Source organism: Phycicoccus sp. Soil748, assembly GCF_001428025.1.
Classification (GTDB): domain Bacteria; phylum Actinomycetota; class Actinomycetes; order Actinomycetales; family Dermatophilaceae; genus Pedococcus.
Genome location: NZ_LMSC01000007.1, coordinates 541,766 through 565,041, shown reverse-complemented (window position 1 = coordinate 565,041; position 23,276 = coordinate 541,766). Strand labels below are relative to the sequence as shown.

At 72.9% G+C, this 23,276-nt stretch carries 24 protein-coding genes and 1 tRNA gene; 10 read left to right on the top strand and 15 right to left on the bottom strand.

The genetic code is table 11. The features are described from left to right. Positions 1-30 precede the first annotated feature (30 nt). Complete coding sequence (locus ASG70_RS10440; protein ID WP_056883729.1) at positions 31-879, bottom strand: sigma-70 family RNA polymerase sigma factor; 849 nt, start codon at positions 877-879, stop codon at positions 31-33. 208 nt (positions 880-1,087) lie between these two features. Here ASG70_RS10440 and ASG70_RS10435 point away from each other — a divergent pair, with 208 nt between their 5' ends. The 8 genes from ASG70_RS10435 to ASG70_RS10400 all read left to right on the top strand — a co-directional run bounded on the left by ASG70_RS10435 (position 1,088) and on the right by ASG70_RS10400 (position 7,055). Continuing rightward, complete coding sequence (locus ASG70_RS10435; protein ID WP_056883728.1) at positions 1,088-1,585, top strand: hemerythrin domain-containing protein; 498 nt, start codon at positions 1,088-1,090, stop codon at positions 1,583-1,585. A gap of 2 nt (positions 1,586-1,587) precedes the next feature. Beyond that, positions 1,588-2,343, top strand: a complete 756-nt coding sequence (gntA, locus tag ASG70_RS10430; protein WP_056883727.1) for a guanitoxin biosynthesis heme-dependent pre-guanitoxin N-hydroxylase GntA — start codon at positions 1,588-1,590, stop codon at positions 2,341-2,343. Beyond that, positions 2,340-2,957, top strand: coding sequence for a DUF1989 domain-containing protein (locus ASG70_RS10425; protein WP_200949241.1), 618 nt, complete (start codon positions 2,340-2,342; stop codon positions 2,955-2,957). Before gntA ends, ASG70_RS10425 begins: the two co-directional genes overlap by 4 nt. 109 nt (positions 2,958-3,066) lie before the next feature. Then, entirely contained in the window at positions 3,067-3,774 is a 708-nt protein-coding gene (locus ASG70_RS10420; protein ID WP_056883726.1) for a GAF and ANTAR domain-containing protein, read from the top strand. Positions 3,775-4,017: 243 nt separating this feature from the next. Next, on the top strand, positions 4,018-4,299 hold the full coding sequence (locus ASG70_RS10415) for a DUF2795 domain-containing protein (RefSeq protein WP_056883725.1): 282 nt from the start codon (positions 4,018-4,020) through the stop codon (positions 4,297-4,299). A 104-nt stretch (positions 4,300-4,403) separates the two neighbouring features. Next, on the top strand, positions 4,404-5,588 hold the full coding sequence (locus ASG70_RS10410) for a zinc-dependent alcohol dehydrogenase (protein WP_056883724.1): 1,185 nt from the start codon (positions 4,404-4,406) through the stop codon (positions 5,586-5,588). Continuing rightward, positions 5,585-6,562, top strand: a complete 978-nt coding sequence (locus ASG70_RS10405) for an SDR family oxidoreductase (RefSeq protein WP_082590462.1) — start codon at positions 5,585-5,587, stop codon at positions 6,560-6,562. The genes ASG70_RS10410 and ASG70_RS10405 overlap by 4 nt, the downstream gene beginning before the upstream one ends. Before the next feature lies 1 nt (position 6,563). After that, positions 6,564-7,055, top strand: coding sequence for an SRPBCC family protein (locus ASG70_RS10400; protein ID WP_082590460.1), 492 nt, complete (start codon positions 6,564-6,566; stop codon positions 7,053-7,055). Between the two features lie 54 nt (positions 7,056-7,109). Here ASG70_RS10400 and ASG70_RS10395 read toward each other — a convergent pair whose 3' ends face one another. From ASG70_RS10395 to ASG70_RS10365, 7 genes are all read right to left on the bottom strand, one after another. After that, positions 7,110-8,699: an NAD(P)/FAD-dependent oxidoreductase gene (locus ASG70_RS10395; protein ID WP_056883723.1), complete on the bottom strand. Its 1,590-nt coding sequence runs from the start codon at positions 8,697-8,699 to the stop codon at positions 7,110-7,112. A gap of 90 nt (positions 8,700-8,789) precedes the next feature. Continuing rightward, a complete protein-coding gene (locus ASG70_RS10390) occupies positions 8,790-9,407 on the bottom strand; it encodes a flavodoxin family protein (RefSeq protein WP_056883722.1) in 618 nt (205 codons plus the stop codon). Positions 9,408-9,626: 219 nt separating this feature from the next. Further along, positions 9,627-9,699, bottom strand: a tRNA-Ala gene (locus ASG70_RS10385). A 99-nt stretch (positions 9,700-9,798) separates the two neighbouring features. Beyond that, positions 9,799-10,440, bottom strand: coding sequence for a histidine phosphatase family protein (locus tag ASG70_RS10380; protein WP_056883721.1), 642 nt, complete (start codon positions 10,438-10,440; stop codon positions 9,799-9,801). Beyond that, the gene (gene rsfS / locus ASG70_RS10375) at positions 10,437-10,811 is read right to left on the bottom strand and encodes a ribosome silencing factor (RefSeq protein WP_056883720.1); all 375 of its coding nucleotides are present in this window, start codon (positions 10,809-10,811) and stop codon (positions 10,437-10,439) included. Before rsfS ends, ASG70_RS10380 begins: the two co-directional genes overlap by 4 nt. Before the next feature lie 7 nt (positions 10,812-10,818). Continuing rightward, positions 10,819-11,427 carry a nicotinate-nucleotide adenylyltransferase gene (gene nadD, locus ASG70_RS10370; protein ID WP_082590458.1) on the bottom strand — a complete coding sequence of 203 codons (609 nt, stop codon included), beginning with the start codon at positions 11,425-11,427 and terminating at the stop codon, positions 10,819-10,821. 2 nt (positions 11,428-11,429) lie between these two features. Continuing rightward, on the bottom strand, positions 11,430-11,636 hold the full coding sequence (locus tag ASG70_RS10365; protein ID WP_056883719.1) for a hypothetical protein: 207 nt from the start codon (positions 11,634-11,636) through the stop codon (positions 11,430-11,432). 682 nt (positions 11,637-12,318) lie between these two features. Here ASG70_RS10365 and ASG70_RS10360 point away from each other — a divergent pair. Then, positions 12,319-13,296, top strand: coding sequence for a glycosyltransferase family 2 protein (locus ASG70_RS10360; protein WP_056883718.1), 978 nt, complete (start codon positions 12,319-12,321; stop codon positions 13,294-13,296). On the opposite strand, the gene ASG70_RS10355 is transcribed toward ASG70_RS10360, so the two are convergent. Further along, entirely contained in the window at positions 13,250-13,945 is a 696-nt protein-coding gene (locus tag ASG70_RS10355; protein WP_056883717.1) for a bifunctional 2-polyprenyl-6-hydroxyphenol methylase/3-demethylubiquinol 3-O-methyltransferase UbiG, read from the bottom strand. The two genes, ASG70_RS10360 and ASG70_RS10355, sit on opposite strands and share 47 nt — an antisense overlap. An 89-nt stretch (positions 13,946-14,034) precedes the next feature. Continuing rightward, positions 14,035-15,315, bottom strand: coding sequence for a glutamate-5-semialdehyde dehydrogenase (locus ASG70_RS10350; RefSeq protein ID WP_056883716.1), 1,281 nt, complete (start codon positions 15,313-15,315; stop codon positions 14,035-14,037). A gap of 69 nt (positions 15,316-15,384) precedes the next feature. Here ASG70_RS10350 and pdxY point away from each other — a divergent pair, with 69 nt between their 5' ends. Then, complete coding sequence (gene pdxY / locus ASG70_RS10345) at positions 15,385-16,236, top strand: pyridoxal kinase PdxY (protein ID WP_056884139.1); 852 nt, start codon at positions 15,385-15,387, stop codon at positions 16,234-16,236. Between the two features lie 46 nt (positions 16,237-16,282). On the opposite strand, the gene proB is transcribed toward pdxY, so the two are convergent. From proB to ASG70_RS10320, 5 genes are all read right to left on the bottom strand, one after another. Next, positions 16,283-17,407 carry a glutamate 5-kinase gene (gene proB / locus ASG70_RS10340; protein WP_056883715.1) on the bottom strand — a complete coding sequence of 375 codons (1,125 nt, stop codon included), beginning with the start codon at positions 17,405-17,407 and terminating at the stop codon, positions 16,283-16,285. Next, positions 17,404-18,933 carry a GTPase ObgE gene (gene obgE / locus ASG70_RS10335; protein ID WP_056883714.1) on the bottom strand — a complete coding sequence of 510 codons (1,530 nt, stop codon included), beginning with the start codon at positions 18,931-18,933 and terminating at the stop codon, positions 17,404-17,406. Before obgE ends, proB begins: the two co-directional genes overlap by 4 nt. Positions 18,934-19,092: 159 nt before the next feature. Beyond that, the gene (rpmA, locus tag ASG70_RS10330) at positions 19,093-19,362 is read right to left on the bottom strand and encodes a 50S ribosomal protein L27 (RefSeq protein WP_056883713.1); all 270 of its coding nucleotides are present in this window, start codon (positions 19,360-19,362) and stop codon (positions 19,093-19,095) included. A gap of 51 nt (positions 19,363-19,413) precedes the next feature. Next, on the bottom strand, positions 19,414-19,722 hold the full coding sequence (rplU, locus tag ASG70_RS10325) for a 50S ribosomal protein L21 (RefSeq protein WP_056883712.1): 309 nt from the start codon (positions 19,720-19,722) through the stop codon (positions 19,414-19,416). A 178-nt stretch (positions 19,723-19,900) separates the two neighbouring features. Then, complete coding sequence (locus tag ASG70_RS10320) at positions 19,901-23,137, bottom strand: Rne/Rng family ribonuclease (RefSeq protein ID WP_082590456.1); 3,237 nt, start codon at positions 23,135-23,137, stop codon at positions 19,901-19,903. Between the last annotated feature and the right edge of the window lie 139 nt (positions 23,138-23,276).

Genomic DNA, 23,276 nt, shown 5'->3' with positions numbered 1-23,276 from the left:
ACCGTGCCCCGGCGGCTGTCGGCCCAAACGTCAGGCCGCGCGCTCGGTCTCGTCGAGGCCGTGCCGCAGCTTGGCGAGGATCGAGCTGAGCAGCCTCGACACCTGCATCTGGCTGACCCCCAGCACCTCGCCGATCTCCGACTGCGTGCGGTCCTCGACGAAGCGCAGGTGCACGATGCGGCGCTCCCGCTCGGTCAGCGCGTGCAGGGCGTGCAGCACCGAGTCCACTCGCAGCATCCGGTCGATGTCCAGGCTCTCGCGCGCCACGACCTCCACCGGGTGGCTGTCGTGGTCGACCGGCAGGTCGAGGGACACCGCGCGGTACGCGGCGCTGCACTCACGCGCGCGGACGACCTCCTCAGGGGCCACGCCGAGCGCCTCGGCGAGCTCGGCGGTGGTCGGGTCGCGGTGCAGGTCGTGGGTGAGCCGCTCCTGCTCTGAGGACAGGTCGGCCCTGACCTCCTGAAGACGGCGGGGCGGTCGCACGGCCCAGCCGCAGTCGCGGAAATGACGCTTGATCTCGCCGGCGATGGTGGGTCCCGCGTAGGCCACGAAGCCGTGCCCGCAGCCGGTGCGGTACCCGTTCGCGGCCTTGACCAACGCCATCCGGCCGACCTGGACCAGGTCCTCGAGGTCGATGCCCCGGCCGGCGTAGCGCCGGGCGATGCGGTCGGCGAGGTCGAGGGTCAGGACGACAGCCTGCTGGCGCAGCCGGAGGGCCGTGTCGCGGTCCGCGCAGTCCTGCGCCTCGGCCAGGAGCGCGTCGGCCCGGCCGTGCGGCTCGGTCTCGTGGACAGTGCTCTCGTGGACAGTGGTCTCGTGGACGGTGGGGACGGCGGTGAAGTTCGGCCGGGTGGTCGGCGGTGCAAGGGTTCCCATGGTGGTCCCGTCTCGTGAAGGAGAAGACGGTGGCACCGCTGCTGGACCACGTGTTCCTGACCCACACAACCACCCCCATACCGGACCCGCAACCGCTGCAAAGGCCCGCGCGGGGGCGTTTGGCGCATCCCCAGAGCGGGTAGGCCCCCTGCATCCCACCGATCCCACTCCGCCCGCACAGGGCCATTTCGTGACCCCAGGAGAACCCATGTCCCAGGACGCCATCGTCATCCTCCGCGAGGACCACAAGGAGGTTCGCGCGCTGTTCCGCGAGTTCGAGAAGTCGACGACGACCGAGTCCCGCAAGGGCTCCATCGTGTCCAAGGTCATCGAGCTGCTGACGGTCCACACCTACATCGAGAACGAGGTCATGTACCCGGAGGTGCGGCGGCTGCTTCCCGACCTCGAGGACGACGTGCTCGAGTCCTACGAGGAGCACCACGTCGCCGACGTCCTGGTCATGGAGCTCGCGGCGATGAAGCCCTCCGACGAGCGCTTCACCGCCAAGACCACGGTGCTGATCGAGAACGTCCGGCACCACATGGACGAGGAGGAGCAGGACTGGTTCCCCAAGGTGCGCGACGGGCTCAGCCGCACCCAGCTGCGGGACCTGGGCGTCCAGCTGCTCGAGGCCAAGGAGCGCGCGCCGCGGTCCCCGGCCCAGCCGAGCGCCCTCAAGAAGGCCGTCGACGCGGTCGTGTCCTGAGCGTGAGCACCACCGAGCTCCCCCGCCCCTCCGAGGCGCCTGAACTCCCCGAGCTGCCGGAGCTGCTCTCCCGGCTGGCCGGGGAGCAGGGCCGCGACAGCAGCGCGGACGACGTGACCGCCGCGGTCGAGGCGATGGTGCTGCACCCCGACTACCCGTGCCTCGGGGCGCGGTCGGTGTTCAACCGCGACCGCGCCACGGTCGTGGTCCTCGACGAGCTCGCGACCCCGGAGTCGACGAGCGCCCTGGTCGAGGCCCTGACCGCGTTCGCCGCCACCACCGACCGCTCGGCGGGGTTCGCCTCGCTGGTGGCGGTGTTCCGCGGCGCCTCCACGACCGACGAGGCGCAGTTCGAGCGACGGCTCTGGCAGCAGCTCGGACTGCTGCACGAGGCGGACGACGCCGAGTGGAACCCGGACGTGTCGCCCGATCCGGCCGACCCGCACTTCGCGTTCAGCCTCGCCGGCACGGCGTACTTCGTCGTGGGGCTGCACCCCGCGGCCTCCCGGATCGCGCGCCGGACGCCGCTGCCCACGCTGGTGTTCAACCTGCACGAGCAGTTCGAGGAGCTCCGGCAGTCCGAGCGCTTCGAGCGCATGCGTGACACGATCCGACGGCGCGACCAGGCCCTCCAGGGCTCGGTGAACCCCATGGTCGCCGACCACGGGCGCAGCTCGGAGGCCCGCCAGTACTCCGGCCGCCTGGTCCCCGAGGGCTGGACGGCCCCGGTGAGCTTCGACGACGAGGAGACGGCATGAGCACGACCGAGGCACCCGCAGGCACGATGACGCTGGCCCCGCAGACGGGCACGGGGTTCCTGCTGCGCGCCGGTCAGCAGCTCACCGTCATCGACCCCACCGGCGGGCAGGTCAGCGACCTGTACTGCTTCGCGGCCGACGACCACGACGAGCGCCTCTCGAGCGGGCGCACCATCGACTACGCCAACTCGATCTACGTCACCACCGGCCACACGCTGTACAGCAACCGCAGCCGGCCGATGCTCACCATCGTCGAGGACACCTGCGGCCGGCACGACTTCCTGCTCACCCCGTGCAGCCAGGAGACCTTCGACCTGCTCTACCCAGAGTTCGAGGGCGCGTACCACCCCAGCTGCCTGGAGAACCTCGCGACGGGCCTTGCGCCGTTCGGGGTGGTCGCCGACCAGGTCGGCACGACGCTCAACATCTTCATGAACGTCTGGCCCGAGCCGGGCGGCGAGCTGCACATCGACCCGCCGACCTCCGTCGCCGGTGACCGGTTCGTGGTCCGGGCCGAGATGGACCTGCACGTGGGGCTCACCGCCTGTTCCGCGGAGAAGTCCAACGGCGGCGTCTGCAAGCCCATCGACTACCGCGTGGACGACGCCGGCTGACCCGCCGCCCACCGCCCGTCCACGGGGGGACACGGCCCTACGCGCCGTCCAGCATCTCGCGCCAGGGCACCGGTGCGCACACCCGTGGCGGGCGGCGATACTGGTGCGCATGACCGAGACGATCCCGCCCGAGGCCACCGAGGCCTTCGCGGCGCTCGCCCAGCTCGTGTATGCCGGGTCGGACGCCCAGGAGGTCCTCGACGCCATCTGCCGGCAAGCGCTGGAGATCATCCCCGGCGCGGACCACACCTCCATCTCGACCTTGCAGGCGGACCGGTCGCTGCGGAGCCGAGCCGCCAGCGATGACGTGGCGCGCACCATGGACGAGCTGGAGACCGAGGCCGGCGAGGGCCCCTGCCTGGACAGCATCCTGGAGGACTCGGTCCAGCGCGACGCCGACATCACGCGCGGCTGCACGTGGCCGCAGCTGGCCCGGCTCACGCTCGAGCGCACTCCCGTCCGGGGGATGATCGGCTACCGCCTCCAGCAGGGCATCGAGTCCCGATCAGCGTTCAACGTCTTCTCCGACGCCCCTGGCGCCCTGACCCAGCAGTCGGCCGACATCGGCGCCGTGCTCGCGGCCTTCACCTCGGTCGCCCTGACGGCCGCCGAGCAGACGGCGAGCGCCGAGAACCTCCGCAAGGGCCTGACGAGCAACCGCGAGATCGGCAAAGCAATGGGCCTGATCATGGCCGCCCACTCGGTGAGCGACGAGGAGGCCTTCGAGATCCTGCGCAGCGCCTCGACCCGCACCAACACCAAGCTGGCCGACGTCGCCGACAAGGTGAACAGCAGCCACCGCCACCAGCTCCCCTGAGGCTTGTCTGACGCTTCCCGGACCGCTTCCGGGACATCGCGCCCGGTACGTCCGGACTGTCCGTTTCCGCGTCCCGTCACCGGGTAGTCAGCCCTCGGCACGTCACCCGGCTCCAAAAGCGCGGGCCGGGTGGCGTGCTGCCGTGGCCGTTTGACCTGCGGCGATGCGGGGTAGAGGCCTTCTTGCGCGCGACGACGGGGTCGCGCGGACCGCGTCACGGCGCGACGACCCGAGCGAGGCCGCATGACCACCAACACCGTGCTCCGCCCCCCCTGCTCGCCGGCACCCGGCACGGTTCCGCCGCCGGCGTGGCTGGAGGACCTCTTCGACCACCTCCCGGCCGCCTGTTTCCCCGGCACCCACGACGACCTGGTCGCGGCGCTGGTGCGCCAGCACGCGCCGAGCCACCTCCTCTGGCACCTGTCCGTCCTGCCCCGCACCAGGCGGTTCGAGTCGACCGACGAGCTCCTGGCCCACCTCGGGCAGTCGCCGGCGCCGGTGGCCACCGTGTCCGTCCCCACATAGGGAGGCACGCAGCGCGGGGGTTTGGCACGGGCGGCCACGGGGCAGGGGCTCCACAGACGCCGGCCGCCCCCACCGAAGTGCGGCCGCGACAGGGAGGACCGCACGTGAAGGCACTGACGTGGCAGGGCAAGCGCGACGTACGGGTCGAGGAGGTCCCTGACCCGACGATCCAGGAACCCACCGACGCGATCATCAAGGTGACGTCGACGGCCATCTGCGGCTCCGACCTGCACCTCTACGAGGTCCTCGGCGCCTACCTCACACCGGGCGACATCCTCGGCCACGAGACGATGGGCATCGTCGAGGAGGTCGGGTCCGAGGTCACCCACATCAAGCCCGGTGACCGCGTGGTCATCCCCTTCAACATCTCCTGCGGCTCGTGCTGGATGTGCGAGCGCGGCTTCTACGCCCAGTGCGAGACCACCCAGGTCCGCGAGCAGGGCAAGGGCGCGACCCTCTTCGGCTACACGAGCCTGTACGGCGCGGTGCCGGGCGGGCAGGCCGAGTACCTGCGTGTGCCGCAGGCCCATTTCGGCCCGGTCAAGGTGCCGGACGAGGGGCCGGACACCCGCTTCCTCTACCTCTCGGACATCCTGCCGACCGCCTGGCAGGGTGTGAAGTACGCCGACGTCGAGCCCGGGGGCACCCTGGCCGTGATCGGCCTGGGGCCCGTCGGCCAGTTCGCGACCCGCATCGCCAAGCAGCTCGGCGCCGGCCGCGTCATCGGGGTCGACCTCGTGCCCGAGCGGCTCGCCCTCGCGGCGCGCCACGGCATCGAGACCCTGGACCTGCGCGAGGTCGACGACGTGCCCTCCGCGCTGATCGAGATGACCGGTGGTCGCGGACCGGATGGTGTCCTCGAGGCGGTGGGCATGGAGGCCCACGGCTCCCCCGGCGCCAAGGCGGCCCAGACCGCGGTCGGGTTGCTGCCCGACGCCCTGGCCAAGCCCCTCATCGACCGGGCGGCCATCGACCGGCTCGACGCTCTGAACACCTGCCTGAAGGCCGTCCGCCGCGCCGGCACGGTCTCGGTCAGTGGCGTCTACGGTGGCGAGATGGACCCGATGCCGATGATGGAGATGTTCGACCGCGGCATCACCATGCGCATGGGCCAGTGCCACGTGAAGCGCTGGGTCGACGAGATCCTGCCGCTGGTGCTCGACCCGGCGGACCCGCTCGGCACCGAGGACCTGGCGACGCACCTGCTCCCGCTGGACGAGGCTCCCCGTGGCTACGAGATGTTCCAGGCCAAGGAGGACGGCTGCGTGAAGGTGATCCTGCAGCCGTGACGGAGTCCACCGGCAGGACGGTCCTGGTCACGGGGGCATCCAGCGGTATCGGGCGCGCGACCGCCCTGATGCTGGCCGAGGAGGGTGCCGCCGTGGCTCTGCTCTCCCGGTCGGCGCAGGCGCTGGCCGACGTGCAGGCGATGTGCGAGGCGCGCGGTGCGCAGGCCGTCGTCGTCGTCGCCGACGTCAGCGACCGCGCCTCGGTCGAGGCGGCCTTCGAGGAGGCCGAGCGACAGCTCGGCGCCCTCGACGGGGTCGTGCACTCGGCCGCCGCACTCGCCTACGGGCGCTTCGAGGACGTGCCGCCCGAGGTGTTCGACCAGGCGGTCCTGACGACCCTGGGCGGCACCGCGAACGTCGCCCGCTGCGCGCTGGCCTCGTTCGCGGCCTCGGGTGGCGGCAGCCTCGTCGTGCTCGGCTCCCTGCTGGGCAAGATCAGCACGCCCTACATGAGCTCCTACGTCACCCCCAAGTGGGGCGTGCACGGGCTCGTGCGCACCCTGCAGATCGAGGCACGGAGCACCCCGGGCACCGAGGTCAGCCTCATCTGGCCGGGCGGCGTCGACACCCCTGTCTACCTCCAGGCAGGCACCTACCTCAAGCGCCACGGCCGTCCCCCGCCCCCGGTCGACCCCCCGGAGAAGGTGGCCCGGGCGGTCGTGGAGGCGCTGTGGCGTCCGCGCCGGGAGACCTCGGTCGGCATCGCCAACCAGGTCGTCGTGGCCGGGTTCCGGCTGCTGCCGGCGGTCTTCGACGTCCTCGTGACGCCCTTGATGAAGGCGGGCGGCCTGTCCCGCGACGAGGCCGTCGACTCCCCCGGCAACGTCCTCGCCCCGACCCCCGCGGGCGAGGCGGTGCACGGGCGATGGGGACGACACTGGTTGCGGCCGTTGGCCGCCGGGGCCGGTCTCGCCGCCGCCGGGGCCGGCCTGGCCTCCAGCGCCATCCGCAGCACCACGAAACGAAGGACCTGACATGGACGAGCAGACCAGCCAGAGCGCCCACGACGGCGTGGTGACCGTGACCCGCGAGGTCGACGCGCCCAGCGAGGCCGTGTGGGAGGTGCTCTCCGACGGGTGGGCCTACGCGACGTGGGTCGTGGGCGCGTCCAGGGTCCGCGACGTCGACCACTCGTGGCCCGGCGAGGGCGCGCGCATCCACCACTCCTTCGGCCTGTGGCCGGTGGTCATCAGCGACACCACGCACGTCGAGCGCTCGGTGCCCGACACCGAGCTGGTCCTGACCGCGCGCGGCTGGCCGGCTGGCGAGGCGCGAGTCGTCCTGACCATCACTCCCCGGGGCAGCGGCTGCACCGTCACCATCGAGGAGGATGCGGTCCGCGGGCCAGGCACGCTCGTGCCGAAACCCCTGCGGCAGCTCATGATCGGCCCGCGCAACGTCGAGGCGCTGCGCCGCCTCGCCTACCTGGCCGAGGGGCGCCACCGCGAGCGGGTCGCCCAGGGCTGACCGGCCCCAGCGGACACACCACTCGAGGCGGGCGAGCCGGTCGGCTCGGCCGCCTCAGTCCTTGAGGAGCCGGGCCCACGCCGTACGGGTGAGTGCCCGGCGCACGCCCCCGGTGGCGCCGTTCGCCCCGATCGCCGCGCGCGCGGCGTTCCACCCGCAGGCCCCATGGACGCCACCGCCCGGGTGGGCCGAGGCGCTGGCGAGGTAGAGCCCGGGCACAGGGGTCTCAGGCCGGCCCAGGCCGGGAGTGGGACGGAGCACGAGTTGCTGGTGCAGCCCGGACGTACCGGCGTTGATCGCCCCGCCGACCAGGCTCGGGTTCTCCGACTCGAGGTCGCTCGGCGACTGCACGTGTCGCGCCACGGCGCTGTCGCGGAAGCCGGGGGCGACGCGTTCGACCGCAGACTCGATGCGGTCGACGTGGTCGGCCAGCTGCTGGCCGCTCCAGTCGATGCCGTGCGGCACGTGGGTGTAGGCCCACGCGGACTCGGTGCCCGCGGGCGAGCGCGTGGGGTCGGAGGTGGTCATCTGGCCGAACAGCATGAACGGCCGCTGCGGGACCCGCCCCACGGTGAGGTCGGCGGAGAAGCCGACGAACCCGTCCTGGTCGACGCCGAGGTGCACCGTGCCGGCGCCGTGGGCCCCGGGCGCCGTCCACGGGACCGGGCGGTCGAGCGCCCAGTTGACCTTGATCGTGGCGTTGTCCCACTGGAACCTGCCGATGTCCCGGCGCAGCCGTCGCGGCAGCGGGTGGTCGGCGAGGAGCTTCTCGTACAGCGCCGGGGCGGGGACGTCCGCAAGGACCCCGCGGCGGGCGCGCACCTCGGTGCCGTCGGCGAGCCGGACCCCGGTGGCCCGGCCGGCAGCGGTGGTCACGGTGGTGACCGGGGTGCCGGTGAGCACGCGCACGCCGAGGCTCTCGGCCCGTCGCCGCAGGGCCGCTGCGAGCTCTCCTGCGCCTCCCTCGGGCACCGGGAAGCCCACGTCCTGACCGAGCATGCACAGCAGCCAGCCGAACAACGCGCTGCCCGCGGCGTCGGGCGCCAGGTCTGAGTGCATGGCGTTGCCCGTGAGCAGCAGCCCCGGCGCGCGGCCGGAGAACCGCTCCTCACCGAGCCGGCGGACGGGCATCACGCCGAGGCGGGCGAAGTCGAGCGTGCCCGCGGCGCCGAGCCGGCGCAGCATCCGGGCGCCCGAGGTGACCGGCGGGAACGGCGTGAACAGGGCGTCGAGCAGCGGGTCGCGCACGCGGTCCCAGCCGGCGACCAGCTCGAGCCAGGCGTCGCCGTCCCCGGCGGCCTGCGCCTCGAGCCCCTCGGCGGTGTCCTCGGCCCGTGAGCAGAGCACCGCGGCGCTGCCGTCCTCGAGCGCGTGGGCGAGCACGTGCGGGGCCCGGCGCCACACGAGGCCGTGCTCCTCGAGGTGGAGGTCCCGGATGATCGGGCTCGCCGCGGCCAGGGGGTAGAACGCGCTGAACAGGTCGCTGACGTAGCCGGGCGCCGTCACCTCCGCGCTGCGCACGGCGCCCCCGACCTCGTCGTTGGCCTCGACGAGGACGACGTCCCATCCGGCGTCCGCAAGGGCGTTGGCGGCTACGAGCCCGTTCGGTCCCGCGCCGACGACGACGGCATCCGCGTTGATCACTCAGGGCTCCTTCGACGACGTGGGTGGAGCGGCATACCCGCCGGCCCACTCTGGCACGCCCGGCGCTGGGCGCAACGGGACGGTGCCCACTCAGGCAGGCGGGTATGCCGCGTCGCGGAGCAGGCGCGCGAGGTGCGCCGTGTTGGCCGCCAGCGTCGCCGTGGTCGAGGCCGTCGACTCCGGGGTCTTCTCGAGGTCGTTGTAGTCGGTGCCCTGCATCGCCTCACCGTTCCAGTAGGTCACCCCACCGGCCGGGATGGTGAACCCGACGTCGTTGAGCGCCTGGAAGAGGACCGCGCTGATGTGGTGGGCGCCGTCCTCGTTGCCCACCACCACGGCGGCCGCGACCTTGCCGTAGGTCCGCGGCTGCCCGTCGTCGTTGGTGTCGGACAGCTCGGCGTCAAGGCGCTCGAGCACCCGCTGGGCGACGCTGGAGTGCTGTCCCAACCACGTCGGCGTGGCCAGGACGAGGATGTCGGCCGCGAGCAGCTTCTCGCGCAGGGCCGGCCACGCGTCGCCGTCGCCCATGTCGGCCTCCACACCCGGCCGGATGTCGTGGTCCACCGCCCGCACGAGCTCGGTCTGGACTCCGTGGCCCGCCATGGCGTCGAGCAGCTGCTGGGTCAGCAGGTCGCTGCTCGACGGGGCGGGCGACGGCTTCAGGCTGCAGGTGATCGCCAGGGCCTTGAGCGGCAGGTCGGTCGTCATGGGTGGCTGCTACCCGGGCTGGTCTCCAGCAAACAACCGCCGCCGCTCCTCGCGGACAACCGCGGCCGCTCCGCGCGGTGCTCGCCGGTGGAGCTGAGGGGACCCGTCGGCCGCGGGGCGCTGCGCGCCGGGGAGGCGCTCCTCCCGAATCCCCCCATACACATCCGAGAACGCGAAGAAGGACCGGACGTAAAGCGTGTCCGGTCCTTCTTCGCGTTGTGGAGCTGAGGGGATTCGAACCCCTGACCCCTTCCATGCCATGGAAGTGCGCTACCAACTGCGCCACAGCCCCGAGTCTCCCCGAGGGGGTGTCCCCCGGAGGCGACTGCGGAAGTTTACCCAGTGACCCACCCGTTTCACCAAATCGGGTGCTGCCGCTGCTCCCGCGGCCTCAGGCCGAGGCGTTCCAGGTCGCGATCCGCCACCCGCCGGGGCCCTCCACGAGCTCGGCCCAGTGGCAGTTGCCGAACCCGCCGAGCACCCGCCAGACCGTCGCGACGTCGAGCTCGACGAGTGCTGCCGCCACCACGCGGGCGGTGACGCCGTGCGTCGCGACGACGGCCGTCTCCCCCGGCCCGAGGCGGCCGAGGAGGTCGTCCAGCGCGGCCCGCACGCGGGCGGTCACGTCCGACAGCGACTCACCGTCCACACCGCGAGGGAAGTCCTCGCCGCGGAAGTGCCGCTGCCGCTCCTCGGGGTACTGCGTGAGTACCTCCTCGGCGGTCAGGCCCTCCCAGCGACCGACGTTGATCTCGCGCCACCGGGGGTCGAGCGTGAGCTCGACACCGGCAGCCGAGGCGACCTCCGCGCCGGTGTGGGCGGCACGGGTGAGGTCGGAGGCGACCACGACCACGGGTCCGAGGTCGGCCAGGGCCTTCCCCGCGATCCGGGCCTGCTCACGCCCGAGGTCGGACAGGTCGCTGTCGAGCTGTCCCTGCCAGATGCCGGCGGCGTTGTGGCCGGTCTGGCCGTGCCGGAGCAGCACCACGCGGCGCCGCCCGGTGGACGCCGCCTGCGCGCCCTCCCCGCTCACGCGTCGCGGCGCTTGGGCACGCCCAGGTCGATCTCGGGGCAGTCCTTCCAGAGCCGCTCGAGCTCGTAGAAGTCACGCTCCTCGTCGTGCTGGACGTGGACGACGATGTCGCCGAAGTCGAGCAGGACCCAGCGGCCGTCACGCTCGCCCTCGCGGCGGATCGGCTTGGCGCCCTTCTCGCGGAGCTTGTCCTCGACCTCGTCGACGATGGCGCCGACCTGGCGGTCGGTGCCCGCGGAGACGATGACGAAGACGTCGGTGAGGGCGAGCTGCTCGCTGACGTCGATGCCGGCGATGGTGGTCGCGAGCTTGTCGTCGGCGGCGACGGCGGCCGTCTTGGCCAGCTCGAGGGATCGTTCGGTGGCAGGCACTGCACTCCTACGTTCGTGCCGTCGCGGCGGCGGGGGTGCCGGCCGCGTACAGGCGGTATTTGTTGATGTACTGGACGACGCCGTCGGGCACGAGGTACCAGACCGGCTCGGAACGCTCGACCCGCGCACGGCAGTCCGTCGAGCTGATGGCCATGGCGGGCACCTCCTGGAGGGTGACCCGGTCGGCCGGCAGGCCGGACTCGGACAGGACGTACCCGGGGCGGGTGACGCCGATGAAGTGCGCCAGCTCGAAGAGCTCGTCGGCGTCCTTCCACGACAGGATCTGCGCGAGCGCATCGGCGCCCGTGATGAAGAACAGCTCGTCATCGGGACGCTGGGCGTGCAGGTCGCGCAGGGTGTCGATCGTGTAGGTCGGCCCCGGCCGGTCGATGTCGACGCGGCTGACGGTGAACCGGGGGTTGGACGCCGTCGCGACGACCGTCATGAGGTAACGGTCCTCCGCGGGGCTGACCTCGCGGGTGTCCTTCTGCCACGGCTGGCCCGTGGGGACGAAGACGACCTCGTCGAGCCCGAAGAGGGCCTGCACCTCGGAGGCGGCCACGAGGTGGCCGTGGTGGATCGGGTCGAACGTCCCGCCCATCACCCCGAGACGCATGCTCAGTGGTGGCCGCCCTGGTGACCCGCGTGGTCGCCGTGGTGGGCCGGCCCGGCGAGCTTCTGGGCGGTGTTGCGGAACCCCCACAGGACCCCGAGCAGCGCGAGGAAGCCGATGAACGCCAGCGCCCCGAACGCCTGGGGAGGCATGGGCAGCTCGCGGGTCTGCTCCTCGGCAACGGCGAACAGGTTGGACAGAGACGACGTCATGGGCCCCAGCCTACCGGTCGCCAGCCCGTGAGTTCCTCCACGGATGTTGTGCACAGGGGTGTGCACAACCCGGTCTTTGAGCAGGGGGCCATGTGGACAACGGTGTGGGCAACCGGTGGACGAAGACGGGTTTTCCGAAACCCTTGCGGCGCAACCGATCCAGTCGCTAGACATCTCTCACGCACTCCGGTTCGGAGGGCTTGGTACGGGGAGACCCGGACCGGCCCGAGAACTGGAGTACAGGTCAGCCGGATAACGGTGGACCGCCCCGACCGGGCTCGCCCGGCTGGGGTCCTGACGGCCTCCGGGCCCCGGGTCCGCGGGCGACGCCGCGGAGGAACACCGAGACCACTGACCAGATCGCAACGACCCGGGCACCGGTCCGCCGGCTCCCGGGGAGCCACCGTCGCAGTGGGCACGACCTCGTCCAACGGGTGAGTGCGCGGTCGACCAGGGGCAGGGAGGGCGCCGGTTCGCCGGCACCAGAGCTGCACCTGTGGGCACCACCCCCGCTCCGGCGGTGGCCGGACCCACACCCGGTACCCCTCCACCGCCGGTCCGCCGGCACGGAGGAGCACCGAGAGGGCCCGTCGAACTCATACTTCGACGGGCCCTCACCCGTTCGCGGGACCCCTCTCCGCTCCACACCTCCGGCACAGGCGCACGGCCTAGTCTTGGCCCCATGCGTCCCGAGCTCAGCATCGTCGTCCCCGTGTACAACGAGGAGGACGTGCTGCCCCTGCTCGCCCAGCGGCTGCGCCCCGTGGCGGACGGCCTCGGCGCCACCTACGAGGTCGTCACGGTCGACGACGGCAGCACCGACTCCTCCCCCGTCGTCCTGCAGCGCCTGCTGCGCGAGTGGCCGGAGCTGCGGGTCGTGCGGCTGCGCGCCAACGCCGGCCACCAGGCCGCCATCTCGGCCGGCCTCGCGACCGCGCGCGGCGCCTACGTCGTGACCCTCGACGCCGACCTGCAGGACCCGCCGGAGGTCATCCCGGAGATGCTCGCGCGGGCCCGCCAGGGTGTCGACGTCGTGTACGGCGTGCGGTCCGACCGGTCGACCGACTCCCCCTTCAAGCGGGCCAGCGCCTGGGCCTTCTACCGGGTGATCCGACTGCTGTCGGGCACCGGCGCCCAGGTGGACGCCGGCGACTACCGCCTCATGTCCCGCGCCACGGTCGACGCCGTCAACGCGCTGCCCGAGCACCACCGTGTGCTGCGGTTCGTCGTGCCTGCGCTCGGGTTCCCCTCGGACTCGGTCACCTACCGCCGCGACGAGCGGGCCGCGGGCCGCTCGAAGTACCCCCTCGCGGCGATGATCCGCCTCTCGCTCGACAGCGTCACGGGGTTCTCGACGGCCCCGCTGCGGTTCGCGACCTGGCTGGGGCTCCTCGGTGGTGCCGCCGCGTTCGGGCTGCTGGCCTACGCGCTCATCGCCAGCGCCCTCGGCCAGGCCCTGCCGGGCTGGACCTCGACGGTGGTGGCCGTGGCCGGGGTGGGGGCGGTGCAGCTGCTCTGCCTGGGCATCCTGGGCGAGTACGTCGGGCGCATGTACGCCCACCTGCAGGCCCGGCCCACCTACTTCGTCGCCTACGACTCCCTGACGGGGCCGGTCACCGCCGCGGACGAGCCTCTGCCAGCAGAGTCACGCCAGGCATAGCCTTCACCGGCAGCACCCGCTCGACCGCCACGACCCCGCGCAGGGCCAGGTTGACCAGCGGGTGCACGGTGTCGAGGTCCGAGCCGCTCGAGGTCCGGCGGCGCACGGCGACCACGGGCCGCAGCAGGACGTTCCACGACCTCATCCGGGTCACCTCGAAGCCGTTGCGCACCAGGACACCGCCGAGCGTGGTGCGGGTGTAGCGACGGACGTGGTCGACCGCGACGTCGTGCTCGGACCACAGCCGCGGGTCGGCGGGGACGGCGACGAGGAACCGGCCGCCCGGGCGCAGCACGCGCAGCACCTCCCGCACGGCGGCGTCGTCGTCGAGGATGTGCTCCAGCACGTCGAACGCCACGACCAGGTCGAGGCTCGCGTCCGCGACCGGCAGGGCGGTCGCGTCGGCGCGCAGCACCGCGAGGCCCCGGTCGGCCGCGACCTCCGCACCGTCCGCGCCGTACTCCAGGGCGGCCACCGACCAGCCGGCCGCCTGCAGGACCCGGGTGTTGCCGCCGCCGGCGGCCCCGATGTCCAGCGCGGTGCCGGGGGTGACGCCGTCGACCATGCGCGACAGCAGGTGCCGGCGCTCGCGGTACCACCAGTGGGCGTCCTCGAGCGCGGCCAGCTTGCGGACCTCAGTGCCTTCCACGAGCGCCCATCCTGCCACGGGACGAGGCACCCGCCGCGCCATACGCGGAGGTGCCCACGGCGCGCTTCAGGTGCGCCTCAGGCGAGGGTTCAGCCGCGCACCTGGCCGTCGCCCTCGACGACCCACTTGGTGGTGGTCAGCTCCGGCAGCGCCATGGGCCCGCGGGCGTGCAGCTTCTGGGTCGAGATGCCGATCTCCGCCCCGAACCCGAACTCGCCGCCGTCGGTGAACCGCGTGGAGGCGTTGACCATCACGACGGCGGCGTCGACCTCCGAGGTGAACCGGCGGGCCGCGGCGCGGTCCTCGGTGACGATCGCCTCGGTGTGGCCGGACCCGTAGGTGCGGATGTGCTCCATCGCGGTGTCGAGGTCCGGCACCACGCGCACGCTCATCTCCAGGGCGAGGTACTCGGTGGCCCAGTCCTCGTCCGTCGCGCGCTCGTGCGGGACACCGGCGCCCTCCGCCGCCGCGCCCGCGGTGTCGTCGGTGTGCAGGACGACGCCGGCGCCGGACAGCTCGGCCAGCACCTTGGGCAGGAAGTCGGCAGCGACCGCCTCGTGCACCAGCAGCGACTCGGCCGCGTTGCAGACGCTGGGTCGGTGGACCTTGGAGTTCACCACGATCGCGAGCGCCTCGTCGAGGTCGGCGGCCGCGTCCACGTAGACGTGGCAGTTGCCGACACCGGTCTCGATGACGGGCACCGTGGACTCGGTGACGACGGTCTGGATGAGCCCCGCTCCCCCTCGCGGGATGATGAGGTCGACGAGCCCGCGGGCGGTGAGCAGCGCCCGCACCACGTCACGGCCGCCCTCGAGGAGGGTCACCGCGTCGGCCGGGAGTCCTTGCGCGGCAAGGGCTTCACGCAGCACGTCGACCAGCGCGCGGTTGGTCGCCTCGGCTGCCGAGCCACCGCGCAGGATGACGGCGTTGCCCGACTTCAGGCCGAGCCCGGCGGCGTCGACGGTGACGTTGGGGCGGGCCTCGTAGACCATCCCGACCACCCCCATCGGCACCCGCACCTGCCTGATCTGCAGGCCGTTGGCAAGGGTCGAGCCGCGGACCACCTCACCCACCGGGTCCGGCAGGGCCGCGACGTCGCGCAGGGCCCGGGCGACGGCGGCGACGCGCGCCGGGTCCAGGGCCAACCGGTCGAGCAGGCCCTGCGCCATACCCGACTCCCGCCCGCGCTCGAGGTCCTGCGCGTTGGCGGCCACGATGCGGTCGGTGGCCGCGTCGAGCGCGTCCGCGAGCCCGGTGAGGGCGGCGTCCTTGTCGGCGCGGGTGAGCAGCGCCAGCCGGCGCGAGGCAGCACGGGCAGCGCGGGCCGCCGTGGCCACCTGGGCGACGGCAGCAGGGTCGATCTCAGCCATGCCTCAAGCGTATTCCGCGCCACCGCCGCCCCGGGGCGCCGTCTCAGGGGCACTGGTTGAATGGGGCGGGTGAGCATCCTGTCGATCCAGTCATCCGTCGCGTACGGCCACGTCGGCAACAGCGCCGCGGTCTTCCCCCTCCAGCGCCTCGGGGTCGAGGTCTGGCCGGTGCACACCGTGCACTTCTCCAACCACACCGGGTACGGCGAGTGGCGCGGACCGCTCATGCCGGCCGACGACGTGCGGGCCGTGATCCAGGGGGTCGAGGAGCGCGGCGCGTTCCCGGCGGTCGACGCGGTGCTGTCCGGCTACCAGGGCGGCGAGGAGATCGGGGACGTCATCCTCGACGCGGTGGCGCGGGTCAAGGCGGCCAACCCCGACGCGATCTACGCCTGCGACCCGGTGATGGGCAACGCCAAGAGCGGTTGCTTCGTGCACCCGGCCATCCCGGTGCTGCTGCGCGAGCGCGTCGTGCCGGCGGCCGACCTCATCACGCCCAACCAGTTCGAGCTCGGGTTCCTCACCGGCACCGAGCCCCGCAGCATCGAGGACACGCTCGAGTCGGTCGAGCTCGCCCGCGCCATGGGGCCGTCCACGGTCCTGGTCACCAGCGTCGAGCGGCCGGACGCGGCAGAGGACACGATCGAGATGATGGCGGTCACGGGCGACGGCGCCTGGATCGTGCAGACCCCGCGACTTCCCATGAAGGCCAACGGTTCCGGTGACGTGACGGCGGCGCTGTTCACCGCCCACCTGCTCGAGACCGGCGACCCCGGGGTGGCCCTGGGCCGCACGGCCAGCAGCGTGTTCGACCTGCTGCAGACCACCCTGGAGTCCGGCGAGCGCGAGCTCCAGCTGGTGCAGTCGCAGCAGGCGCTGGCCGAGCCGCGGATGCAGTTCGAGGTGACCCGCCTGCGCTGAGCGTGGCGCCGGGCGGTGGCGCTGGTGGTGGCGCTGACCGGTCTTGCTAGAGCATGACGAGGTCGTCGCGGTGGACGACCTCCCGCTCGTACCCGGGCCCGAGCTCCCGGGCCAGGTCGCGCGTGGAGCGCCCGAGCATGCCGGGCAGCTCGGCCGAGGTGTAGTTGACCAGGCCCCGGGCGATGACGTGCCCCTCAGGGCCGCACAGGTCGACCGGGTCGCCGTCGGCGAACGTGCCCTCCACGGCGGTGATGCCCGCGGGCAGCAGCGAGGTGCGGCGCTCGGTCACCGCCCGCACCGCGCCCGGGTCGAGCAGCAGCCGCCCCCGGGGCGTGGTGGCGTGCGCCAGCCACAGCTTGCGCGACGTCCGCCGCCCCCCGGCCGGCACGAAGACGGTGCCGACGTCCTCGCCGGCCAGGGCCTGCCCGATGCGGTCGGCGCTCGTGAGGACGGTGGTGATGCCGGCGGCGTTGGCGATGGTGGCGGCCTCGACCTTGGTCAGCATGCCGCCGCTGCCCACGCTCGACCCGGTGCCGCCGATGTCGAGCTGGTCGAGCCCCTGTCCCCCGACGACCGAGGGCACCCGGGCCGAGCCGGCCCGGCTCGGGGGGCCGTCGTACAGGGCGTCGACGTCCGTGAGCAGGAGCAGCCCGTTGGCGTGCACGAGGTGGGCGACGAGGGCGGCGAGCCGGTCGTTGTCGCCGAACCGGATCTCCTGCGTCGCGACGGTGTCGTTCTCGTTGACGATGGGCACGATGCCGAGCTCGAGCAGGCGGTCGAGGGTGCGCTTGGCGTTGGTGTAGTGCGTCCGCCGCGTCACGTCGTCGGCTGTCAGCAGCACCTGCCCCACGGTGAGCCCGTGGGCGCCGAAGGCTCGCTGGTAGGCGGCCACGAGAGCGCCCTGACCCACGCTGGCCGCGGCCTGCTGGGTGGCGAGGTCACCTGGGCGCCGTACGAGGCCGAGCGGTCCGAGACCGGCGGCGATCGCGCCCGACGAGACGAGCACGACCTGCTGGCCGGCGAGACGCCTCGCGGCGAGCGCGTCGACGAGCTCGACCAGCCGGTGCTCGTCGAGCGAGCCCCCGCCCGGGGCGGTCAGGGACGAGGACCCGACCTTGACCACCAGGCGACGGGCGCGAGCCACGTCGCGCCGGCGGTCTGCCGCGCTCATGCGTCGGCGTCCTCGTCCTTCGCCGTGGCCCAGTGGCCCGCGCGCCGCTCTGCGGCGAGCTCGTCGCGGGCAGCGGTGCGCGCGGCGCGGCGGTCGGCGTAGTCGGCGCGCTTGTCCTCGCGGGTGGGCCGGGAGGACTCCTCCAGGCGCAGGTCCGTACCGCGCTGGCCGAGCAGCTCGGCGCCGGCGACGAGGGTGGGCTCCCAGTCGAAGACCACGGCGTTGTCCTTCGGCCCGATGAGGACCGTCGCACCGGCGACCGCACCCGCGGCGAAGAGGGCGTCCTCGACGCCGAGGCGCCCGAGGCGGTCGGCGAGGTAGCCGACGGCCTCGTCGTTGGAGAAGTCGGTCTGGCGGACCCAGCGGGTGGGCCGCTCGCCCTCGATGCGGAAGACCTCGCCGTCGGCGGTGTTCTCCCTGACGACCTTGAAGCCGCTGTCGTCGACCGACCGGGGCCGGATGACGATGCGCTGCGGGACGGCGGTGGCGGCCTCGACCTCGGCTCGGGCCTCGCCGACGTGGCGGGCCAGGGCGAAGGTGAGCTCACGCAGCCCGGTGTGCGCCACCGCGGACACGATGAACACCTCGATGCCGCGGGCCTCCAGGTCGGGCTTGACCATCTCGGCCAGCTCGTGGGCCTCCGGCACGTCGGCCTTGTTGAGGACCACGATGCGGGTGCGCTCGGCCAGCGGGCGGCCACCGAGGCTCTCGTCCGGCACGTACTGCGCCAGCTCCTGCTCGATCACCTCGAGGTCGGTCATGGGGTCGCGGCCGGGCTCGAGGGTCGCGCAGTCGATGACGTGCACGAGCACCGAGCAGCGCTCGACGTGGCGCAGGAACTCCAGCCCGAGGCCCTTGCCCTGGCTGGCGCCCGGGATGAGCCCTGGCACGTCGGCGACGGTGAAGCGGAACTCCCCCGCCTGCACGACGCCGAGGTTGGGCACCAGCGTCGTGAACGGGTAGTCGGCGATCTTGGGCCGGGCGGCGGACAGCACCGACACCAGCGAGGACTTGCCTGCCGAGGGGAACCCGATCAGCGCGACGTCGGCGAGCGACTTGAGCTCGAGCACGATGTCGAGGGCGTCGCCGGGCTCGCCGAGCAGGGCGAAGCCGGGGGCCTTGCGGCGGGCTGAGGCCAGGGCCTTGTTGCCCAGGCCACCACGGCCACCTCGGGCGGCGACGAACTCCGCGTCCTGGCCCACCAGGTCGGCGAGGACCTCGCCGGAGCCGTCCTTGACCACGGTGCCGGCCGGGACCGGCAGCACGAGGTCGGTGCCGTCGGCGCCGTTGCGCTCGTCACCGGCGCCGGGCTTGCCGTTCGTCGCCTTGCGGTGGGGGTGGTGGTGGTAGTCGAGCAGCGTCGTGGCCTGGGGGTCCACCCGCAGGATCACGTCACCGCCGCGACCGCCGTTGCCACCGTCGGGGCCACCGAGGGGCTTGAACTTCTCGCGCTTGACCGAGGCGACACCGTGGCCACCGTCGCCGGCGGCGACGTGCAGCACGACGCGGTCGACGAACGTGGTCATGGGGCTCTTCTCTCTGCTCTGGTGCGGGAGTCCCTGACCGCGGTCAGGGGTGGTACGGGGCGAACGTCCGGGGGGACGCCCGGAGGGGGCGGGCCTGGTTCAGGCCCGCCCCCTCCGAGGGGGTACGCCGCGTGGCCGGGCCACGCGGCGTACCGAAAGTCAGCTGGCGTCCGCGGTCGCGACCGGGACGATGTTGACGACCTTGCGACGACGCTTGGTGCCGAACTCCACGTTGCCCGCGACGAGCGCGAACAGCGTGTCGTCGCCGCCACGGCCGACGCCCTCACCGGGGTGGAAGTGCGTGCCGCGCTGGCGGACGATGATCTCGCCCGCGTTGACGAGCTGGCCGCCGAAGCGCTTCACGCCGAGTCGCTGTGCGTTGGAGTCGCGACCGTTGCGGGTCGAGGACGCACCCTTCTTGTGTGCCATGTCAGTGCCTGCCTTCTGCTTAAGGTCTGTGGGTCCGAAAAGGGGCCGGACTCAGGCGTCGATCGAGGTGATCTTGACCTGGGTCAGGTGCTGACGGTGGCCCTGACGCTTCCGGTAGCCGGTCTTGTTCTTGTACTTCATGATCGTGATCTTGGGGCCCTTGGCGGGCTTGACGACCTCGGCCTTGACGGTCACCTTGGCGAGCTTGGCAGCGTCGCTGGTGACGGTGGAGCCGTCGACCACGAGCAGCGGCGTCAGGTCGATGCTGTCGCCGGGCTTGCCGGAGACCTTGTCGATGATGAGGACATCGCCGACGGAGACCTTCTCCTGGCGACCACCAGCGCGAACAATCGCGAACACGTGAATCTCTTTCCTACTTCGGGAGGCACGCGCTCTCTGTCTGGACCGTCCGATAGCGACCCGCGCCCGGCCGGAGCCAGGACACGGACATCAGAGCGGTGGGCGCACCAAGGGTTGAGAATACCGGGTGGGTGCCCTGCCGACCAAACCGGCTCGACAGGGCCTCCACCAGCACGGATCAGGAGGTCGGGACCGCCACCACGGAGGGCTCGGCCGCGTCCTCGCCGACCGGGCGCGGCGGCCCGGCCGGGGCCACGACGCGACCGCGCTTGCGACGCTTCGGCGCAGCGGGTGCCTCGGCCGCCGCCGCGGCGACCGGCTGCTCCGGCTCCGCGGGAGCGGCGGGCTCGTCGCCCACCGGGTGCACCTCTGCAGCGGGCTCGTCGGCCACCGGACGCACCTCGGCAGCGGGCCCCTCGGGCAGCTCGAGCGGCTCGACCGCCGGCAGCGCCACCGGAGCGTCCTGGCCGGCTGCTTCCCGGACCTCGACGACCGGCTCGTCCTGCCCGGGGACCGCCAGCAGCGCGTCCTCGTCGTGGTGCTCCCCCGCCGACTTCAGCGCAGCGGCGTGGGCGGCTGCGGCGATCTGGGCGGGCGTGGGACCGCCGTGGACCGGGGCGGCCTGCGCTGCCGGCTGCGCGGGGGCCTGCTCCTGCGCACCACCGGAGCGGCCGCCGCGACGGCCGCGCGTGCTGCCGCCACCGGTGCCCCCGGTGTTGCCGCCGTCGTTGCCACCGCCGCGCTGCGACTGGCCACCGCCGGAACCGGAGTCGCCACCGGACGGCTTGTCGACCGGGTCGGCGTGGACGATGATCCCGCGACCGCCACAGTGCTCGCAGTTCTCCGAGAAGATCTCGATGAGGCCCGAGCCGACCCGCTTGCGGGTCATCTGGACCAGTCCGAGCGAGGTGACCTCGGCGACCTGGTGCTTGGTGCGGTCACGACCGAGGCACTCGAGCAGGCGCCGGACCACCAGGTCGCGGTTGCTCTCGAGGACCATGTCGATGAAGTCGATGACGATGATGCCGCCGATGTCGCGCAGCCGGAGCTGGCGCACGATCTCCTCGGCCGCCTCGATGTTGTTCTTGGTGACCGTCTCCTCGAGGTTGCCCCCCGAGCCGACGAACTTGCCGGTGTTGACGTCGACGACCGTCATGGCCTCGGTGCGGTCGATGACCAGCGAGCCACCCGAGGGCAGCCAGACCTTGCGGTCCATGGCCTTGGCGATCTGCTCGTCCACCCGGTAGTGGGTGAACAGGTCCTCCTCCGAGGTCCACTTGTGCAGCCGCTCGGCGAGGTCCGGGGCGACGTCGCCGAGGTAGTCGCTGACCTCGCCGTACGCCTGGTCACCGGCGACGACCAGGGAGGTGAAGTCCTCGTTGAACACGTCGCGGATGACGCGGACGGTGAGGTCGGGCTCGCCGTGCACGAGCACCGGGGCACCGCCCTTGCCCTTGCCGCCGGACTTGGAGTCGGCCTTGGCCTGGATCTTCTCCCACGTGCGGGTGAGGCGCTCGACGTCGGCGCGCAGCTCCTCCTCGCTCGCCCCTTCGGCGGCCGTGCGCACGATGACGCCGGCGCGGTCGGGCACGACCTCCTTGAGGATGCCCTTGAGGCGGGCGCGCTCGGTGTCGGGGAGCTTGCGGGAGATGCCCGTCATGCTGCCCTCAGGCACGTAGACGAGGTAGCGACCGGGCAGGGAGATCTGGCTGGTCAGGCGGGCGCCCTTGTGGCCGATCGGGTCCTTGGTGACCTGCACGAGCACCGAGTCGCCGGACTTCAGGGCGTTCTCGATGCGCTTGGGCTGGTTGTTGTCCAGGCCTGCGGCGTCCCAGTTGACCTCGCCGGCGTAGAGGACGGCGTTGCGGCCCTTGCCGATGTCGACGAACGCAGCCTCCATGGAGGGCAGCACGTTCTGGACACGACCGAGGTAGATGTTGCCGGCCATCGACGCGTTGGTCTCGCGGGACACGTAGTGCTCGACGAGCACGTCGTCCTCGAGGACGCCGATCTGGGTGCGGCCCTCACGCTCGCGGACCACCATGACGCGCTCGACGCTCTCACGCCGGGCGAGGAACTCGGCCTCGGTGATGATCGTGCGACGGCGCCCGGCCTCGCGGCCCTCGCGGCGGCGCTGCTTCTTGGCCTCGAGGCGGGTGGAGCCCTTGACACTCTGCGGCTCGTCGCGCTCACGACGGGCCTCGCGCACCTTGGTCACGGTGCCGGGCGGGTCGTCCCCCTCGCCGGAGGAGCCGCTGCGACGGCGGCGGCGACGACGGCGGGTGGAGCTGCCCTCGGCCTCGCCGGACTGCTCGTCCTCACCCTCGGGACCGTGCTGCTCGTCCTCGTCGCCCTCGGCGGTCGAGTCGGCCGACTCGGCGTCGCCCTGCCCGCGTCCGCGGCCACGGCCCTTGCCCCCGCGGCGGCGACGGCGGCGGCCACCCTCGGAGGTGGACTCGTCGTCGGAGGTGGAGTCCTGCCCGTCGGTCTGCCCGTCGTCGCCGGACGGCGCCGCGACGGCCTCGTCGGACGTCGTCTCCTCGGAACCCTTGTCCTCGGCGTTCTTGGCGCCACGGCCACGCCCGCGGCCGCGGGCGCGGCCCCGGCTGGGGCGCTCGGCCTGGGTCTCCTCGTCCGCGGACGCGCCCCGACCGTCGGCCGGCGCGCCATCAGCGGCCGGCGCCTCGACGGCGGGCACCTCGGCAGGTGCGGGAGCGGGGGCCGGGGCGCCTGCGGCGGCACTGGCCCGGCGACGGCGCGGGGCGGCCTTGGCCGGGTCCGGCGGCTGGAAGAGGAGGCCGAAGCTGGGCACGGTGGCCGTGGCCTCCTGCGCGGCTGCCTCGGCAGCGGCGCGCGCCTCCTCCTCGGCCTCGTCGTCGGCGTCGGCGTCGGTCTCGGGGTCAGCGTCGGCCGCGACACCAGCAGGGACGGGGACGTCGAGAGGAGCCGGGTCCACCAGGGCGCCCTCGTCGATGACGGCCGCACCCTCGACCACCGGCGCACCCTCGACCAGCGGCTCGCCGTCGGCCTTGGGGTCGGCCTTCTTCGTGGCGCGCTTGGCCGGGGCCTTCTTCGCCGTCTTCTTGGCGGCGGCCTTCCTGGCGGTCTTCTTCGCCGGCGCGGCGTCGGCGGCCACGGCCGGCAGGTCGGTCGCCTCGTGGTCGGCGGTCGCGTCGGTCACGACGACCTCGACGCCGTCGGCGCTCTCGACCGGAGCCGGCGCCGAGGTCTTCTTGGTGGCGCGGCGGGCTGCCCGCTTGCGGGCCGGTGCCTTGCCGGCGGGGGCTCCGCCGGCAGCCTCAGCGGCGGCCGCCTCGGCGACCTGCTGCGGGGACTCCGCCGCGGCGGGCGCCGACGTGGCGTCAGAGCCGTCGGTGCTGTCGGTGGTGGAGAAGTGGTCTTCCGTGGAGGCCATCTCGGCGTCCTTCCGTCACCCACGGGGCGAGGGCCACACCCGAGGGTCCGGGTGGACCCTCCGATCAGCCACGTGGTGCGCGGTGCGTGCAGTCGTGTCGGCAACGGGTGCTGTCGGCACGGAAGTCGGTTGGGCTACG

Coding starts and splice junctions, on each gene's coding strand:
- ASG70_RS10365 (WP_056883719.1), bottom strand. CDS start 11,636: ATGACGTCGTCTCTGTCCAACCTGTTCGCCGTTGCCGAGGAGCAGACC.
- ASG70_RS10420 (WP_056883726.1), top strand. CDS start 3,067: ATGACCGAGACGATCCCGCCCGAGGCCACCGAGGCCTTCGCGGCGCTC.
- ASG70_RS10350 (WP_056883716.1), bottom strand. CDS start 15,315: ATGGCTGAGATCGACCCTGCTGCCGTCGCCCAGGTGGCCACGGCGGCC.
- ASG70_RS10415 (WP_056883725.1), top strand. CDS start 4,018: ATGACCACCAACACCGTGCTCCGCCCCCCCTGCTCGCCGGCACCCGGC.
- ASG70_RS10390 (WP_056883722.1), bottom strand. CDS start 9,407: ATGACGACCGACCTGCCGCTCAAGGCCCTGGCGATCACCTGCAGCCTG.
- ASG70_RS10320 (WP_082590456.1), bottom strand. CDS start 23,137: ATGGCCTCCACGGAAGACCACTTCTCCACCACCGACAGCACCGACGGC.
- ASG70_RS10400 (WP_082590460.1), top strand. CDS start 6,564: ATGGACGAGCAGACCAGCCAGAGCGCCCACGACGGCGTGGTGACCGTG.
- ASG70_RS10440 (WP_056883729.1), bottom strand. CDS start 879: ATGGGAACCCTTGCACCGCCGACCACCCGGCCGAACTTCACCGCCGTC.
- ASG70_RS10435 (WP_056883728.1), top strand. CDS start 1,088: ATGTCCCAGGACGCCATCGTCATCCTCCGCGAGGACCACAAGGAGGTT.
- nadD (WP_082590458.1), bottom strand. CDS start 11,427: ATGCGTCTCGGGGTGATGGGCGGGACGTTCGACCCGATCCACCACGGC.
- obgE (WP_056883714.1), bottom strand. CDS start 18,933: ATGACCACGTTCGTCGACCGCGTCGTGCTGCACGTCGCCGCCGGCGAC.
- ASG70_RS10360 (WP_056883718.1), top strand. CDS start 12,319: ATGCGTCCCGAGCTCAGCATCGTCGTCCCCGTGTACAACGAGGAGGAC.
- rpmA (WP_056883713.1), bottom strand. CDS start 19,362: ATGGCACACAAGAAGGGTGCGTCCTCGACCCGCAACGGTCGCGACTCC.
- proB (WP_056883715.1), bottom strand. CDS start 17,407: ATGAGCGCGGCAGACCGCCGGCGCGACGTGGCTCGCGCCCGTCGCCTG.
- ASG70_RS10425 (WP_200949241.1), top strand. CDS start 2,340: ATGAGCACGACCGAGGCACCCGCAGGCACGATGACGCTGGCCCCGCAG.